The sequence below is a fragment of the Spiribacter halobius genome, assembly GCF_020883455.1.
Taxonomy (GTDB): Bacteria; Pseudomonadota; Gammaproteobacteria; order Nitrococcales; family Nitrococcaceae; genus Sediminicurvatus; species Sediminicurvatus halobius.
The window spans coordinates 1550603-1567078 of record NZ_CP086615.1; the positions used below are offsets into that span (position 1 = coordinate 1550603).

The window sequence follows — 16476 nt, forward strand, 5'->3', positions numbered from 1 at the left end:
GTGGCGGCACCTGTTATGTTCTCTGCGTCGGTTAACGGCCGACGCAGAGAATGCTGAAGGGCCGCCGGGCCGCGGCGAAGGCGCCGCGTGCCCGCTCAGGGCAGGTTCAGGCAGCTCGCGTAGTAGCTCACCGTCGCCGGCCAGTCCGAAAAGACCCCGCGCACCCCGACATCATGCGCCAGCACATCGAGGACGAGGAAGCGGTCGCCGTCCCGGTCCACCACGCCATCCACGGTCTGGTGGTACCAGGCGCCGTCCTCCGTCAGCGGCGGCGAGCGCTCCAGGGTCCAGGTGATCAGATCGAGCCCGGCGGCCCGGGCACGCTCGGCATACACCGAGGGCACCACCGGGCTGGCCGGATTGTCCGGGTCGGCGGTCAGCAGCATCCACAGCGGCGGCGCGAGGATGTTCACACCGGCCTCGGCCAGCGCCTCCATCCCGGGATCCCAGCTCGCGGGATCGGTGACGTCGAAGCCTTCGTCGCCATAGCGGCCGTCGAGGAACACCGCCTGTTCGCCGAAGTCCGGATGTTCCTCGATCCAGTAGCGCACGTCGGCGAGCGAGAACGACTGCGGGAAGACCTGCTCGGGCGGCACGCCGGCGGCCTCGTACTCGGCGATGAGCTTGCTGGCGTAGTCCTCCTGGGAGAAGCCGTTGAACGGCATGTCCACGGATGGGGCCTTGAGCTCCGGGGTCATCTTCACGCCGAGCGCCTGGAACAGCGCAATGCTCTCGGCGTGGGTCATGAGCGTGCCGCGGCTCGCATAGAGGTCCGTGCGCCAGTCCGGCGTCGCATCCAGATAGGCCTCGATGCTGCGTGCCTCGGGGTTGTAGCCCTCCATGCGCCCCTCCAGCCGACGGAACTCGGCGAGGGTGATGTCGCTGGTGCAGCAGCGAATCTCGTCGCCGTTGACGAGCTCACCGGTGTCCTCGTCGAAGGCGGGCGGCACGCTGCACTGGCGGGCGAGGTCGGTCTCGAGGATGTTGGTGGTGTAGTGCAGATCGCACTGTGAGTGACGGCAGACCAGTGCCTCGTCCTCGGTAAAGGTGACGTCGCACTCGAGGATCCCGGCACCCATGCGCGCGGCGGCGAGGTAGGACTCGCGGGTGTGCTCCGGGAACTGAAGCGCCGCGCCGCGATGACCGATGGAAAAGTCGCTCGCCCGGAATGGCCCGTCGGCGCACTGCTGCAGACGTGCCTTGAGGTTGCGCTCGCGCAGCGAGTCGGTATCCATGTCGTCCACCAGGAAATGCGGGCGTGGACCGACCTCGATCCGCTCCGGCGGCATGACCTCCGCGACGTCCTGCGCGAGTACAGCAAACGGGACCGCGGCGATGAGGATGGCCAGGATGATTGGGATCGTTCTTGCCGACATGGCGTTGGTCTCCAGAGATGGGCCTGCACCGTTGCAGTCTGGCCCAGATCGATGACGGCGCCATGACCGCAGATGCCGCGAGGCGTTGGCTACGCTGCCCTCAAGGGCATTGCCATCGCCGCCGATAACGTCGACGGAGCAGACCTCGGCGGCCGGATCCGGTGGGTTGGCGCGTAAAAACGTGATTTCCGTCACACTGCGACGGACGAAGAGTCGCGGGCCTCTCGCCGCCGATCCGCGAAGCGACGTATGGTCTTGCAGAGATCCATGGCCACGGAGCGGTTTGGGCCTGACGGTATGAAGGACTCCCAGCAAGGCTTGAAGCCCACGGCGGCCCCCCGGCGGCTGTCCTTCGAGGCGTTGCCGGTGCCGGCGCTGCATCTGGACCGCTACGGCGGCATTACCGGGGCGAACGCGTCGGCGTGCGAGGTGCTTGGGGAGGCCGCCGCGGGCAGGCCGCTGCTCGACTACCTCCGCCCCCGGCAGACCGAGGGCCGCCCCGCCACGATGGTGCTGGAAATGCTGCTGGCCGAGGCCAGTGCGGCGGGGCGCGCCCACCAGCAGTGTCTGCTCCAGCCGGCCGGCGCCACCCCCCGGTCCGCCCTGCTGCGCATCAGCCCCGATGGCGACGGGGGCTATGTGGCGGTTCTCGACCCCTCTCCGGGCGAGGGCCTGGACACCGCCGAGCGCATGACCCTCGAGGCCATGGCGGCCGGACGGCCCATGGGGGATGTCATCAGCGGGGTGATCCAGCGCCTGGAGATGCTGATGCCCGGCTGCGCCTGCTCGGTGCTTTCCCTCGAGGACGACAGCCAGACGGTGCGCCACGTCGCCGGAGACAGTCTGCCGGCAGACTACCGCGAGGCCTTTAACGGCATGCGTATCGGCCCGCGCGTCGGCTCCTGCGGCACAGCGATGTGGCACCAGGAGATGGTGATCACCGAGGACATCGAGAACGATGCGCGCTGGGCGCCCTTCCGGCCGCTGACGCGGTCGGCGGGACTCAGATCCTGCTGGTCGATGCCGATCCTGGCCTCATCGGGCCAGGTGCTGGGCAGCCTCGCGGTCTACTGGCCCATGCCCGCTGTGCCGGATGAGCCGGCGGAGTGCCGCCTGCGGCGTTTCGCGCGCCTGCTCGGGTTTGCCATGGAGCGCGACCGCGACGCCCATCGCCTGCGCCAGAGCGAGGCGGTGTTCCGCAGCGCCTTCGAGCGGGCGGCCATCGGCATGGCCCATCTGGCGCGGGACGGGCGGATACTCAAGGTCAATGGCCCGTTGTGCGAGCTGCTCGGTTATGGCGAGGGCGAGCTGCGGCGTCACCGCGTCCCCGAGCTCGTGCACCCTGACGAGCGTGCCCGGGTCGCCGAGGCGGGGCAGCGTATCGCCAGCGGCGAGCACGAGACGCTGCAGACCGAGCTGAGACTGCTCCGCGCCGACGGCGAGACGGTCTGGGCGAGCGTCGCTGCCGCGCCGGTCTACTCGGGGAAGGATGAGGTGGAGCGGCTCGTGGCCGTGGTCTCCGACATCAGCCGCTCCCGCGAGCTTGCCGATGAGCTCGCCTACCGCGCCACGCACGACTGGCTCACCGGGCTCTACAACCGCTTCGAGCTGGAGCGCCAGCTCGCCCAGTGGCTGGGGCGGCGGCCGGAGGCGCGCAGCAGCGCGGCCTTCATGCAGATCGATCTGGACCAGTTCCGGCTGGTCAACGACAGTGCCGGCCGGGCGGCCGGTGACGCCCTCCTGCGCCGGGCGGCGGAGCTGATTCGGGAGACCGTCGGCGAGCGTGCGGTGCTGGCACGGCTGGCCGGCGACGAGTACGCGATGCTGCTGCCGGATACCTCGCCGGAGGAGGCCGTCGCCGCGGCTGAAGGATTGCGGCAGGCCATCGAGGCGGCAGGCTTCGAGTGGGAGGGGCGGCATTTCCGGATCAGTGCCAGTATCGGCTTCGTGCGTCTGCCGGAGCGTTCCCTGCGCAGTGTGGACGGCGTGCTGCAGGCGGGGGATACCGCCTGCGCCACCGCCAAGGAGGCCGGCCGCAACCGCGTGGCCGTCTGGGATCGCAAGGACGTCCGTATCGACCGCCGCCACGGGGATGCCCGCTGGGTGCCGCTGCTGATCGAGGCGCTCGAGAACGGCAGCTTCCGCCTGGAGGCCCAGCCTATCGTCCCGGTGGATACCTCGTCGCCGGAGCCGGCGCGCTACGAGCTGCTGGTGCGCATGGAGCAGGAAGGCGAGTGGGTGCCGCCCGGGCGCTTTCTGCCGGCGGCCGAGCGTTATGGCATCGCCCCTCAGATCGATCGCTGGGTGGTGGAGCAGGCGATCGCCTGGCTCGAGGCGCGGCCGTCGGCGCCGGTGCGGCTTGCCGTCAACCTCTCGGGGCTGTCCGTGACCCACCGCGAATTCCACCGGTTCGTGATGGCGGCGCTGGCGGACCATCCGCAGGCGGCGGCGAGGCTCTGCTTCGAGATTACCGAGACCGCGGCCATCGCCGACATCGACGAGGCGCGGGCGCTGATTGCGGAGCTGCGTCGCCTCGGCTGTGAGCTGGCCCTGGACGACTTCGGCTCGGGCCTGTCGAGCTTCGGCTACCTGCAGCATCTGCCCGTGGATCTGCTGAAGATCGACGGCAGCTTCGTCCGGGACATCGGCAGCGACCCCGTGAGCCGCGCCTTCGTGAAGGCCATCGCGGACATCGCGCGGGTCATGAACAAGCGCACGATCGCCGAATTCGTCGAGGACGGCGATGTCGTCGCGGTGCTCCGCGAGCTCGGCGTCGACTTCGCCCAGGGCTACTGGATCGGCAAACCTGCGCCCCTCGCCACGCTCTGTCCGCCCGCCGTCCGCGGTCGCGCCGCGAGCTCCTGACCCGCCCCGTTGCCGACTGCCGCCGCCCGTTCCGGCCCCGCGTTGCGGCTGGCGAGGGGCGGCATTGCCTGTCATTCTTGCGTAACAACAACGCGACGAGGAGAGAGGCATGCCGGCGTTTACTCGGCGGAGAGCATGCGGGCTGCTCGCGGGGCTGCTGGCGCTCGGGGGCGCGAGTGCACAGGATGAGACGGCCGAGGATGAGCCCGTGGTGGTGGATCCGATCACGGTGAGCGCGCCCCGTGTCGAGCGCGCCCTCCAGGAGACCCCGGCAGCGGTCACCGTGGTGGACGGCGAGACCTTCCGCGAGGGGCGGCAGCGCCTGGCGCTGGACGAGGCCCTGAACCGCGTCCCCGGCCTCTACTTCCAGAACCGCTACAACTTTGCCCAGAACCTGCGGCTCTCCACCCGGGGCTTCGGCGCCCGGGCGCCGTTCGGCATCCGGGGTATCCGCATCCGCGTGGACGGTTTCCCCGAGACGCTGCCGGACGGCCAGTCCCAGATCGACGCCGTCGACCTCGACTCCATCACCCGCGCGGAGGTGGTGCGCGGGCCCTCGTCGGTCCTCTACGGCAACGCCACCGGTGGTGTCATCGATCTCTCCACGGCCACCGGCCGCGAGGACCCCGGTACGAGTGTCACCGCCGAGGCGGGCAGCTACGATTTCTACAAGCTGGCGGCACGCCAGGGCGGCGTCAGCGGTCCCTGGGCCTACCATGTCAGCGCCTCGGCACTGGACTACGAGGGCTACCGCGAGCAGAGCGAGACCAGGAAGCGCCTCGGCAACTTCAGCGTCAGCCGGGAGCTCGGCGGCGACCGCCGCCTGCGCGCCGTGCTGACGGTGCTGGACAACCCGGAGTCGGAGGATCCCTCGGCGCTGACGCTGGAGGAGGTACGTGAGGACCGCCGGCAGGCGCGGGACATTGCCGTCACCCTGGATTCGGGTCAGGAGGTGGAGCAGCAGCGCCTCGGCCTGATCTACGAGGACGCTGACGCCGCCGGCGGGCAGCTCACCCTGCGCGGCTTCTACACACGCCGGGACTTCGAGCAGCAGTTGCCGTTTCCGGGTAACAGCCTGCTTGGCTTTGACCGCGACTTCTTTGGCGTCGGTGCGGAGTATGCCCGGAGTGCGAGCCTGTTCGGTCAGCCGTTCCGATATGTCACCGGTGTCGAGGTGGATCGGCAGATCGATGATCGTGACCGCTTCAGCGTGGACGGCACGGGCACGCAGACCGGCCGGACACAGGAGGAAGAGCAGCAGGCAACGGCGTCGGGCGCTTTCCTGCAGGGTGATCTGGATGTGACCGATCGCCTCACGGCCTCGCTCGGTGCGCGCGTCGACCGGGTTCGTTTCGAGGTCGATGACCGTTTCCTCGGTGATGGAAGAGACGATACGGGCAGCCGCACGTTCGAGGAGGTCAGCGGGAGCGCCGGGCTTCTGTACCGGCTGACCCCGGATCACAGCCTTTATGCGACGGTCTCTACAGCCTTCGAGACCCCCACGTTCACCGAATTCGCGAAGCGTGACGGTACTGGCGGGCTGAGCGAGGAGATCGATCCCCAGGAGGCCTTCAATCGCGAGATCGGCGCCCGCGGGTTCCTCGCGGATAGCGTCCGCTACGAGGTCGCGGTGTTCTCAGTCGCCGTCGATGACGAGCTGATCGTCGACGGCGATGTGGATGGCCGTGATTTTTATGAGAATGCCGGGGCTACCAGCCGGGACGGACTGGAAATCGGGCTTGAGTGGTTCGCGACCGATGCCTTCACGGTGAACGCGGCGTATACCTATGGCCGCTACCGGTTCGATCGCTTCGTGGATGTGGACGGCAATGATTTCGCCGGCAACCGCATCCCGGGGCTGCCCAGGCATCAGCTCTACCTCGAGGGCCTGTGGGAAGGGTCGAATGGCTGGTACGCCGCGCTTGATGGCCAGATCGTCGGCCCGGTGTTCGCGGACAATGCCAATGATGTCGAGGTGTCCGGTTACGGCGTCTGGAATCTGCGTGGCGGTCGTGAATGGGGGCTGTCGGGCGGTCGCCGGGTCGAGGTCTTTGGTGGCGTCAACAATCTGTTTGATAAGGAATACTTTGCGAACATCCGCGCCAACGCGTTCGGCGGGCGGTATTACGAGCCTGCGCCGGAGGCCAACGCCTATGTGGGTGCTACGTTGACGTTTTAGCCCGCAGCCGTGAATCGGTGAGATATGCGGGCTAGGCACCGCCACCCTTGGCCAGCAGGGATCGCCAGCTGGCCAGCCGTTCCGGATGGATCTCGCCGCGGGCGAGGGCGGCGCGCACGGCGCAGCCCGGCTCGCGGTCATGGCGGCAGTCGCGGAACCGGCACTGCCCGGCGCGTTCGGTGATCTCCGGGAATCCACGCGTGATCGCTTCGGGCGGGAAGTGCTCGAGGCGCAGCGTGCGTACACCGGGGGAATCGATCAGGCAGCCACCGCCGGGCAGCGGATGCAGCGTCGTGGTGCTGGTGGTGTGCCGGCCCTGGCCGCTGGTTTCGGACAGGGTCCCGGTACGCACGTCGAGGTCTGGCACCAGGGCGCGGGCGAGCGATGATTTGCCCACCCCGGACTGCCCGACCAGGATCACCGTCTCCTCGGCGAGCGCCTGTCGCAGCTCCGCCAGCCCGGCGCCGGTGGCCGCGCTGCCGGTGAGGATGCGTTCTCCGAGAGCCTCGTAGGGCGCCAGGGCCGCCGTCACTCTCGCCCGCCCGGCCGTGTCCAGCTGGTCGGCCTTGTTGAGGAAGATCAGCGCCGCCAGGGAGAGCGAGTGCGTCAGGACCAGGTAGCGGTCCAGCAGACGCGTATCGAGGCCCGGCGGGTCGGCGAGCACGACCACGAGCCGGGTGACGTTGGCCGCCAGTGGGCGCGGCCGCCCGCGGAAATCGCCGCGCTCGATGACGCTCACCCGCGGCTCGATGCGCTCGACCACGCCCTCGCCACCGCTCTCCCGCCACACCACGCGATCGCCGCACACCGGCCGCGCCGAGCGGCCGCCGCGGCGGCGCAGATGGCAGCGCAGCAGACGGCCGTCGGCCGCCTCGACGATGCAGTCGCTGCCAAAGCTTGCCACGACCAGCCCGGCCTGTTCCCCGTTCATTCCGCCATCGTCGCTTTCCGCGTCAGGCCGCCCCCGAGCGGGCGGCGGCGAGCATAGCCTCTGATAGACTGCGGGCTCAATCGGCCGGCCACGAGGGCAGCATGCCTCACTCCCCGGAGAACCTGATCTGGATCGATCTGGAGATGACGGGCCTCGACACGGACCGGGATCAGGTCATCGAGATCGCGACCATCGTCACCGATCGCGATCTGGCCGTGCTTGCCGAAGGGCCCGTGCTTGCGATTCGGCAGCCGGAGTCGGTCCTCGCCGGTATGGACGAGTGGAACCGCACCCAGCATGGCAACTCCGGGCTGATTGAGCGAGTACAGCGCAGCGACGTGGACGAGGCCGAGGCGGAGCGCCGCACCCTTGCCTTCCTTCGCCAGTGGGTGCCGCCAGGCGTCTCGCCCATGTGCGGCAACAGCATCTGTCAGGACCGGCGTTTTCTGCACCGCTGCATGCCGGAGCTCGAGCGCTATTTCCACTATCGCAACCTGGACGTCAGCACCTTGAAGGAGCTCGCGCGCCGCTGGGCGCCGGACCTACTCCAGGGCTTCAGCAAGAAAAGCTCCCACCTGGCCCTCGACGACATCCGCGACTCCATCGCCGAGCTGCGCCACTACCGCGAGCACTTCCTCCGGGTGAACCGCGCCGACGATTGATGGGGGTTAACGGGGACTGACCGCAAAGGCGCAAAGGGCGCCAAGGCAGGGAGTTACTCTGCCTTGCAAGACCTCGATGGGGCCGGTGCTCGCTAGTGACCGCGGGGCAGACTCCCGAATTTTTCAGTCCCCGTCCCCTGGCGTCCGTCTTTGCGTCCTTTGCGCCTTCGCGGTTTTCTAGACATTCCCATGCACGCCGTCCCCCGTCTCCACCGGCAGGTTCGGGTCGTTGCCCCATTCGGACCAGGAGCCGGGGTAGCCGCGGACGCGGGGGTAGCCGAGGTAGCGCAGGACGAAGTAGGTGAGCGCCGAGCGGTGGTGGGTCTGGCAGTGGGCGATCACCTCCTTGTCCGGCGTCACCCCCGCGGCACGGAACAGCTCGCGCAGGGATTCCGGGGGCAGCAGGCGGAAGTCACCCTCGCGATCGAACTGCCGTGTCCACTCCACATTCACGGCACCGGGGATGTGCCCGCCGCGTGCCGCGCGGACGTCCTCGCCGCGGAACTCCGCCGCGGAGCGGGCATCGAGGATCACCGTGTTGGCATCGCCCAGATGGGCCTGCACGTACTCCCGGTCCGCCAGCGCCTCCGGATTCGCGAGATCGGCAGGGTAGTCGGCGGGCACGGGCGGATTGCTGCCGGTCTCCAGCGGTTGGTCGGCCGCGCGCCAGGCAGCGAGCCCCCCGTCCAGCAGCGAGTACTCGAAGTGGCCGAGGGCGTCCAGCGTCCAGAGCAGTCGGGCGGCCCGTCCGTTGCCCTCGTCGTCATAGGCGACCACATGGGTCTGCGGCGTGATGCCGACCCCGCCAAGCACCTTGGCGAGGGTCTCCGCGTCGGGCAGCAGGCCGCCCACGGGCGGCTCCTGGCGCAGCAGGGCCCGGTATTCCAGCTGCACCGCCCCGGGCACGTGCGCGGAGGCGAAGCGCTCGGCCGGTCCGACGTAGACCACCAGGATTCCGGGCTCGCGCAGGTGCTCGGCCAGGGCCTCGGGCGCGACCAGAAGGGGCAGTCGGCGTTCCGGCATGGATGCTCTCTCCGTTTGGCGCGGCGGCCGTCAGGGGACGCCGCAGTCAGGGTTCTACGCCGCCTCCGCCTTCACCTTCACGAGCTCGAGCCAGTGCCGCACGGGCACCGTGGAGGCCTCGTTAAGATGGGTAAGGCAGCCGATATTGGCGGTGGCGATGATCTCGGGGCCGCCGGCATTCAGATTCTCGAGCTTCTGGGCACGCAGCCGCTCGGCAAGCGCCGGCTGCAGCACCGAGTAGGTGCCCGCCGAGCCGCAGCAGATGTGCGGATCGGCCACCGGGGTGAGCTCGAAGCCGATGCGCGCGAGCAGGGCATCCACCCGGCCGTTGAGGCCGAGGGCGTGCTGCAGGGTGCAGGGTGTCTGGAAGGCCACCCGGCGCGGCGCGTCGTCGGCCGGGGCGAGTCGGTCGGCATGCCGCTCCAGCAGCTCGATGGGGTCGACGGTCAGCTCGCTCACCTTCGCCGCCTTGTGGGCATAGTCAGGGTCGTCCGCGAGCAGGTGCCCGTAGTCCTTGACCTGGGCGCCGCAGCCGCTGGCATTGACCACGATGGCCTCGGCCCCGGCCTCGATATGCGGCCACCAGGCATCGATGTTGCGCCGCAGGTGCTCGCGCGCGGCATCCGGGGCGCCCAGGTGCTGGTCGATGGCGCCGCAGCAGGCCACCTCCTGGGTCCGCACCACGCCGAGCCCGAGGCCGTCCAGCACCCGCGCGGTCTGCGGGTTGATGGGCGGTTCCAGAGCCGGCTGCACGCACCCTTCCAGCATGAGCACGAAGCGCTCGTGCCGCGCGCTGTCCGGCCAGGTCGGAGCGGCGCGCCGCGGATGGATCTTCTTGCGCAGCCGACCCGGGACCAGCGGGCGCACCGTGCGGCCGAGGCCGAGCAGGGTTCCGAACAGCCGCCGCCGTGGCAGTACCCGCCGCAGGGCGATGCGCAGCCAGCGCTCGCTCGCCTTGCGCGGCACATGCCGCTCCACGATCTCCCGGCCGAGGTCCGCCAGGCGGCCGTACTCGACCCCGGAGGGGCACGTGGTCTCACAGGCGCGGCAGGTGAGGCAGCGGTCAAGGTGGAGCTGGATGCTCTCGCTGGGCTCGGCGCCCTCGAGCAGCTGCTTCACCTGATAGATGCGGCCCCGGGGGCTGTCCAGTTCGTCGCCGAGCAGGCGGTAGGTGGGGCAGTTGGCGAGACAGAAACCGCAGTGCGTGCACTTGCGCAGGATGGCGTCCGCCTCGCGGCCCTCGGGGGTGTCACGGATGAAGTCGGCGAGATTCGTCTGCATGGATCGCCGCTCCTCAGAGGTTCGGGTAAAGCCGGCCGGGGTTGAGCACACCGGCGGGGTCGAAGGCGCGCTTCAGCTCCCGATGCAGGCGCAGGGTTACGGCCTCCAGCGGATGGAAGACCTCACCACTGCGGTCGCCGCCGCGGAAGAGCGTGGCGTGGCCGCCAAGGCGCGCCGTCTCCCGGCGGATGCTCTCCGCATCGGCGGCGCTGCGGAGCCAGAGCTGCTTGCCGGCCCATTCGGAGAACAGGGCCCCGTCCAGCGCTGGCAGCGGTGCCCCGGGGGGCAGGGCGAGGCGCCAGAGGGGTGGCCCTTCGCTGGTGAAGAAGTCATGCGTGTGGTCGCGCACCGAGCGCCAGAAGCCGGGGGCATCGTCGATACGCTCGCCACCCAGGGCGCGGGTGGCGTCCTCCACCGCGGAGCGGGCGCCGGAGAGGCGCACGTACAGCCGCTCGCCATCGTGGGCGGTGGCGCTGAGGGGCATGCCGCGGCGCAGCCAGTCCTCGCTGTGGCGGAAGACATCGCCCATGGGTGTTTCCAGAACGACCGTGTGGGCGGCGACAGGGCGCGGCAGCACCTTCAGCGATATCTCCAGGATCACGCCGAGGGTTCCGAGGGAGCCGGCCATCAGCCGGGAGACGTCATAGCCGGCGACGTTCTTCATCACTTCGCCGCCGAAGCGCATGATCTCGCCGCGGCCGTTGGCGACGCGGGTGCCGAGCATCATGTCCCGAACCGCCCCGGTGAACGGCCGCCGTGGGCCGGAGAGGCCGGCGGCCACGGCGCCGCCCAGGGTGCCACCGCCACCGTAACGCGGCGGCTCGAAGGCGAGCATCTGCCCCTCGGCGTCCAGCGCCGTCTCGATCTCGGCGAGGGGCGTACCGCCGCGTGCGGTCAGGACCAGCTCGGTGGGATCGTAGTTGACGATGCCCCGATGGCCGGTGACGTCCAGCGCTTCGCCCTGCGGGGCACGGCCGTAGAAGGCCTTGGAGCCGCTGCCGGTGATGGCGAGCGGCGTGCCCGCCTCGCTGGCCGCAGCGATGCGCTCGGCGATCGACTGGCTGCGGTCGCTGACCCGGGCCATCACAGGCGCTCCAGCTCCGGATGCGGCAGCTCGCCCTTGTGCACATGGAGCTTGCCGAACTCGGCGCAGCGGTTGAGCGTGGGGATCGCCTTGCCCGGGTTGAGCAGGCCCTGCGGGTCGAAGGCCCGCTTCACGGCGTGGAACTGCTCGATCTCGGCGCTGGCGAACTGCACGCACATCTCGTTGATCTTCTCCATGCCGACGCCGTGCTCGCCGGTCACGGTGCCACCGACCTCGACGCAGAGCTGGAGGATGGCGCTGCCCACCGCCTCCGCCGCCTCGAGCTGGCCGGGCTGGTTGGCGTCGAAGAGGATCAGCGGGTGCAGGTTGCCGTCGCCGGCGTGGAAAACGTTGATGGTCTGCAGCCCGTGGGCCTCGGAGATCTCGGAGATGCGCTGCAGCACGGTGGCGAGATGCTTGCGCGGGATGGTCCCGTCCATGCAGTAGTAGTCCGGCGCAAGCCGTCCGGCCGCGGGGAAGGCGGCCTTGCGCCCGGCCCAGAAACGCGCCTTCTCGGCATCGTCGGCCGCCACCTGGATGGCGGTAGCACCGTGCTCGCGCATCACCGCCTCCACCGCCTCCCGCTGGTCCGCCACTTCCGCGGCGCTGCCGTCCAGCTCGCAGATGAGGATGGCGCCGGCCTCGATGTCATAGCCCGCGTGCACGAAGTCCTCGGCGGCCCGGGTGGCGGGCCCGTCCATCATCTCCAGGCCGCCCGGAATGATGCCCGCGGCGATGATCGCCGCCACGGCGCGGCCGCCGTCCTCGACGCGGTCGAAGGAGGCCATGAGCACGTCCTTGGTGAGCGGGTTGGGCAGCAGCTGCACGGTGATGTCGACGATGACGCCGAGCATCCCCTCGGAGCCGTGGAACAGCGCCAGCAGGTCGTAGCCGGGGCTGTCCGGGGCCTCCGAGCCGATGGTGACGAGATCGCCGTCCACGGTCACCACGGTGAGCTCGACGACATTGTGCACGGTGAGCCCGTACTTCAGGCAGTGCACGCCCCCCGCGTTCTCGCCGACATTGCCGCCGATGGAGCAGGCGATCTGCGAGGAGGGATCGGGGGCGTAGTAGAGGCCATGGGGTGCTGCCGCCTCGGTGATCGCGAGATTCCGCACGCCGGGCTCCACCCGCGCGAGCCGGCGCTCGGCGTCGATGTGCTTGACCCGGTTGAAGCGGGCCAGCGACAGCAGCACGCCCTGCGGGTGCGGCAGCGAGCCACCGGACAGGCTGGTGCCGGAGCCGCGCGCCACCACGGGCACGTTCAGCTCCGAGCAGATGGCCATGACCTCCTGCACCTGGGCGATGGTGTCCGGAATGGCGACCAGCAATGGCAGCTGCTTGTAGGCCGCCAGCCCGTCGCATTCGTAGGGCCGGCGCGCATCCTCGTCGACCACCAGCCCCTCCGCGGGCAGTACCCGGGCGAGGCGCTCGATCAGCCGGTCGGCATCGACCTGAAAGCGGGTGTCCTCAGGGCGGAACAGGGCATGCGCGCTCATCACGGACCCTCCGTGAAATTGGTCTGACCACGCAGGGTAGCAAAAATGGAAGGGGGGCGGGGAAGGGAGAAGCCATTCCCAAAGTCACGCGTTATCCCGGGGGCCCGGTTCTTGCCGCGGACGCCCGGAGGCCGGTAGGAGCGCCGCCCCCGCCGCGAATCCGGCAGGCGGGGGAGATCAGGCGCAAGGGGGTGCCTACCACGGGGTTTGTCGGGACTAACCCTCGGCCTCCTCGCCGGCGAGGAAAAGCCATGTCTCCACCACGCTGTCGGGGTTGAGGGAGACGCTGTCGATGCCTTCCTCCATCAGCCAGCGGGCGAGGTCGGGGTGGTCCGACGGGCCCTGGCCGCAGATGCCGACGTACTTGCCGGCGCGCCGGGCGGCCTGGATGGCCATGTGCAGCAGGGCCTTCACCGCCGGGTCGCGCTCCTCGAAGAGATGCGCCACCAGCCCTGAATCGCGGTCGAGGCCGAGGGTGAGCTGGGTGAGGTCGTTGGAGCCGATGGAGTAGCCGTCGAAGATCTCCAGGAACTGCTCGGCGAGCACCGCGTTGGAGGGCAGCTCGCACATCATGATGACCTTCAGCCCGTTCTCGCCCTTGCGCAGTCCATTGGCGGCGAGCTGCTCCACCACCTGGCGGCCCTCGTCCACGGTACGCACGAACGGGATCATCACCCAGACGTTGGTGAAGCCCATCTCCTCGCGCACCTTGCGCAGCGCCCGGCACTCCAGCTCGAAGCAGGCGCGGAACTCGTCGGAGAGATAGCGCGAGGCGCCGCGGAAGCCGAGCATCGGGTTCTCCTCGTCCGGCTCGAACGGGGTGCCGCCGATGAGGTTTGCGTACTCGTTGGACTTGAAGTCGGACATGCGCACGATCACGGGCTTGTCCGCGAAGGCCGCGGCGAGGGTGGAGATGCCCTCGGCGAGCTTGTCCACGTAGAAGCTCACCGGGTCGTCATAGCCGGCGATCTGGCTGCGGATCACCGCCTGGGTGTTCGCCGGCTGCCGGTCGAACTCGAGCAGCGCCCGCGGGTGGATGCCGATCATCCGGTTGATGATGAACTCGAGCCGCGCGAGCCCAACGCCGGCGTTGGGCAGATGGGCGAAGTCGAAGGCGCGGTCCGGGTTGCCCACGTTCATCATGATCTTGAACGGCAGCTCGGGCATGTCGCCGAGGCTGATCTCGCGGACCTCGAAGTCCTGCATGCCGTCGTAGATGTAGCCGGTGTCGCCCTCGGCGCAGGAGACCGTGACCTTGCGCCCGTCGGCGATGCGCTGGGTGCCGTCGCCGGTGCCGACCACCGCCGGAATGCCCAGCTCGCGGGCGATGATCGCTGCGTGGCAGGTGCGCCCGCCCCGGTTGGTGACGATGGCGGCGGCCCGCTTCATGATCGGCTCCCAGTCGGGGTCGGTCATGTCGGTGACCAGCACGTCGCCGGCCTGGACCTGGTGCATGTCGCCGATGTCGGCCACCACGCGGGCGCGGCCCGCGCCGATGCGCTGGCCGATGGCGCGGCCCTCGGCGAGCACCGCGCCGCGGTCCTTCAGGTGGTAGCGCTGCAGGGTCTGGCTGCCGTCCTGGCTCTTCACCGTCTCCGGGCGGGCCTGCAGGATGTAGAGCCGCCCGCTCTCGCCGTCCTTGCCCCACTCGATGTCCATGGGACGGCCGTAGTGGCGCTCGATGATCAGCGCCTGGCGGGCGAGGCTCTCCACCTCGGCATCGGTGAGCGAGAAGCGCTGGCGCTCCGCCTCGCTGGTCTCCACTACGTCCACCGTGCGCCCGGGAGCCGGGTCGCTGGCGTAGATCATCTTGATCGCCTTCTCACCCAGGGTCCGGCGCAGCACCGCGGGCCGCCCCGCCTCCAGGGTCGGCTTGTGGACGTAGAACTCGTCGGGGTTCACCGAGCCCTGCACCACGGTCTCGCCGAGGCCGTAGGAGGCGGTGAGGAACACCACGTCCCGGAAGCCGGACTCGGTGTCCATGGTGAACATCACCCCCGAGGCGCCGGTGTCCGAGCGCACCATCTCCTGGATCCCGGCGGAGAGCGCCACCTGCTCGTGGGCGAAACCGCGGTGCACGCGGTAGGAGATGGCCCGGTCGTTGAACAGCGATGCGAAGACATCGCGGATCGAGTGCAGGACGTTGTCCAGGCCGCAGACGTTGAGGAAGGTCTCCTGCTGGCCGGCGAAGGAGGCGTCCGGCAGGTCCTCGGCGGTGGCCGAGGAGCGCACGGCCACGGCGAGATCCTGCTTGCCGGCGCGCTGCTCGAGCTGGCGCCAGGCCTCGACGATGGCCTTCTCCAGCGGCGCGGGGAAGGGGGTGTCGATGATCATGCGGCGGATGCGCGCGCCGGTCTCGGCGAGCTTCTCGACGTCGTCGACGTCCAGGCCCTCGAGCTCGGCGTTGATGCGCTCACGCAGGCCGCTGCCCTCGAGGAACTCCCAGTAGGCTGCCGCCGTGGTGGCGAAGCCGCCGGGTACCTGAACGCCGGCACTGGCAAGATGGCTGATCATCTCGCCGAGGGAGGCATTCTTGCCGCCGACCTGCTCCACGTCGCCCATGCCGAGCGACTCGAACCACACCACGTAATCGGTCAATTTCCTGTCTCCCGTTTCACCAGACCGTCGCGCCGGTACACTGCTCCGAGTGCCGACGTACTCATCGAGGATCGGTCAGCCCGGTCCCGATCCCTGCAGCGGGTGAGCGATGCCAGCCAGACGCACCGTGTTCTTCATCTCCGACCGCACCGGCATCACCGCCGAAACCCTGGGCCACAGCCTGCTGACCCAGTTCAGTATCGAGTTCGACCAGGTGACGCTGCCGTTCACCGACAGCATCGAGCGGGTCGACGCCGCCATGCGGCGCATCGAGGCCGCCGGCGAGGCCACCGGGTTCCGGCCGGTGGTGTTCAGCACCATCATCGATGCCGAGATCCGCAACCGGCTGCGCCGGGTCAACGCCGTGGTGTTTGACTTCTTCGACACCTTCATCGCCCCGCTGGAGGAGGAGCTGGGCCTGCGCTCGAGCCACACCATCGGCCGCAGCCACGGCATGACCGATGCCCGGGCCTACAACGTGCGCATCGACGCCATGAACTACGCCCTCTCCCACGACGACGGCGCCGTGACCCGGCAGTACGATGAGGCGGATGTCCTGCTGGTGGGGGTCTCCCGCTGCGGCAAGACACCGACCTGCATCTATCTTGCCCTGCAGTACGGCATCTATGCCGGCAACTACCCGCTCGCCGAGGAGGATCTGATGAGCGGGCGCCTGCCTGCGGTGCTGCGCCCCCATCGCCGGCATCTCTACGCCCTCACCATCCGGCCCGAGCGGCTGTCGCAGATCCGTGCCGAGCGGCGCCCGAACAGCCGCTACGCCTCGCTGCGGCAGTGTCAGTACGAAGTCGCCCGCGCCGAGGGGCTGTTCGCTCAGGAAAAGCTCCCGGTCTCGGACACCACCACCATGTCCATCGAGGAGATCGCGACGACGATCATCCACACCTGTCAACTGCCGCGGCGACTTTATTAGAAAGGGCCTCCGTTTTCCACAAGCGGGATGCGGTTCCCGGAGCCGGC

11 protein-coding genes are annotated in these 16476 nt (G+C 69.4%); 4 read left to right on the plus strand and 7 right to left on the minus strand.

Features of this window, described 5'->3' with window-relative positions; all coding sequences use genetic code 11:
• Positions 1 to 95: 95 nt before the first annotated feature.
• Positions 96 to 1376: a glycerophosphodiester phosphodiesterase family protein gene (locus LMH63_RS07045; RefSeq protein ID WP_109676948.1), complete on the minus strand. Its 1281-nt coding sequence runs from the start codon at positions 1374 to 1376 to the stop codon at positions 96 to 98.
• Between the two features lie 318 nt (positions 1377 to 1694).
• Here LMH63_RS07045 and LMH63_RS07050 point away from each other — a divergent pair, with 318 nt between their 5' ends.
• Positions 1695 to 4241 carry a sensor domain-containing protein gene (locus LMH63_RS07050; protein WP_158280314.1) on the plus strand — a complete coding sequence of 849 codons (2547 nt, stop codon included), beginning with the start codon at positions 1695 to 1697 and terminating at the stop codon, positions 4239 to 4241.
• 109 nt (positions 4242 to 4350) lie between these two features.
• A complete protein-coding gene (locus LMH63_RS07055; protein ID WP_109676946.1) occupies positions 4351 to 6420 on the plus strand; it encodes a TonB-dependent receptor family protein in 2070 nt (689 codons plus the stop codon).
• A 31-nt stretch (positions 6421 to 6451) separates the two neighbouring features.
• Here LMH63_RS07055 and rsgA read toward each other — a convergent pair whose 3' ends face one another.
• Positions 6452 to 7351, minus strand: a complete 900-nt coding sequence (gene rsgA / locus LMH63_RS07060) for a ribosome small subunit-dependent GTPase A (protein ID WP_109676944.1) — start codon at positions 7349 to 7351, stop codon at positions 6452 to 6454.
• A 101-nt stretch (positions 7352 to 7452) separates the two neighbouring features.
• Between rsgA and orn the strand changes: the two genes are divergently transcribed.
• A complete protein-coding gene (gene orn, locus LMH63_RS07065; RefSeq protein WP_109676942.1) occupies positions 7453 to 8013 on the plus strand; it encodes an oligoribonuclease in 561 nt (186 codons plus the stop codon).
• Positions 8014 to 8190: 177 nt separating this feature from the next.
• On the opposite strand, the gene LMH63_RS07070 is transcribed toward orn, so the two are convergent.
• From LMH63_RS07070 to ppsA, 5 genes are all read right to left on the minus strand, one after another.
• Positions 8191 to 9036, minus strand: a complete 846-nt coding sequence (locus LMH63_RS07070; RefSeq protein ID WP_109676940.1) for a sulfurtransferase — start codon at positions 9034 to 9036, stop codon at positions 8191 to 8193.
• 54 nt (positions 9037 to 9090) lie between these two features.
• A complete protein-coding gene (gene glcF / locus LMH63_RS07075; RefSeq protein ID WP_109676938.1) occupies positions 9091 to 10317 on the minus strand; it encodes a glycolate oxidase subunit GlcF in 1227 nt (408 codons plus the stop codon).
• Between the two features lie 13 nt (positions 10318 to 10330).
• On the minus strand, positions 10331 to 11401 hold the full coding sequence (gene glcE, locus LMH63_RS07080; protein ID WP_109676937.1) for a glycolate oxidase subunit GlcE: 1071 nt from the start codon (positions 11399 to 11401) through the stop codon (positions 10331 to 10333).
• Positions 11401 to 12900 carry an FAD-linked oxidase C-terminal domain-containing protein gene (locus tag LMH63_RS07085; RefSeq protein WP_109676935.1) on the minus strand — a complete coding sequence of 500 codons (1500 nt, stop codon included), beginning with the start codon at positions 12898 to 12900 and terminating at the stop codon, positions 11401 to 11403. The genes glcE and LMH63_RS07085 overlap by 1 nt, the downstream gene beginning before the upstream one ends.
• A gap of 216 nt (positions 12901 to 13116) precedes the next feature.
• Positions 13117 to 15498, minus strand: a complete 2382-nt coding sequence (gene ppsA, locus LMH63_RS07090) for a phosphoenolpyruvate synthase (RefSeq protein ID WP_109676933.1) — start codon at positions 15496 to 15498, stop codon at positions 13117 to 13119.
• 109 nt (positions 15499 to 15607) lie between these two features.
• Here ppsA and ppsR point away from each other — a divergent pair, with 109 nt between their 5' ends.
• Positions 15608 to 16429, plus strand: a complete 822-nt coding sequence (gene ppsR, locus LMH63_RS07095; RefSeq protein ID WP_109676931.1) for a posphoenolpyruvate synthetase regulatory kinase/phosphorylase PpsR — start codon at positions 15608 to 15610, stop codon at positions 16427 to 16429.
• Positions 16430 to 16476 lie beyond the last annotated feature (47 nt).

What these genes read in the sequence shown, in the direction of transcription:
- LMH63_RS07045 (WP_109676948.1), bottom strand. Translation starts at nt 1,376, where the DNA reads ATGTCGGCAAGAACGATCCCAATCATCCTGGCCATCCTCATCGCCGCG.
- LMH63_RS07055 (WP_109676946.1), top strand. Translation starts at nt 4,351, where the DNA reads ATGCCGGCGTTTACTCGGCGGAGAGCATGCGGGCTGCTCGCGGGGCTG.
- rsgA (WP_109676944.1), bottom strand. Translation starts at nt 7,351, where the DNA reads ATGAACGGGGAACAGGCCGGGCTGGTCGTGGCAAGCTTTGGCAGCGAC.
- orn (WP_109676942.1), top strand. Translation starts at nt 7,453, where the DNA reads ATGCCTCACTCCCCGGAGAACCTGATCTGGATCGATCTGGAGATGACG.
- LMH63_RS07070 (WP_109676940.1), bottom strand. Translation starts at nt 9,036, where the DNA reads ATGCCGGAACGCCGACTGCCCCTTCTGGTCGCGCCCGAGGCCCTGGCC.
- glcF (WP_109676938.1), bottom strand. Translation starts at nt 10,317, where the DNA reads ATGCAGACGAATCTCGCCGACTTCATCCGTGACACCCCCGAGGGCCGC.
- glcE (WP_109676937.1), bottom strand. Translation starts at nt 11,401, where the DNA reads ATGGCCCGGGTCAGCGACCGCAGCCAGTCGATCGCCGAGCGCATCGCT.
- LMH63_RS07085 (WP_109676935.1), bottom strand. Translation starts at nt 12,900, where the DNA reads ATGAGCGCGCATGCCCTGTTCCGCCCTGAGGACACCCGCTTTCAGGTC.
- ppsR (WP_109676931.1), top strand. Translation starts at nt 15,608, where the DNA reads ATGCCAGCCAGACGCACCGTGTTCTTCATCTCCGACCGCACCGGCATC.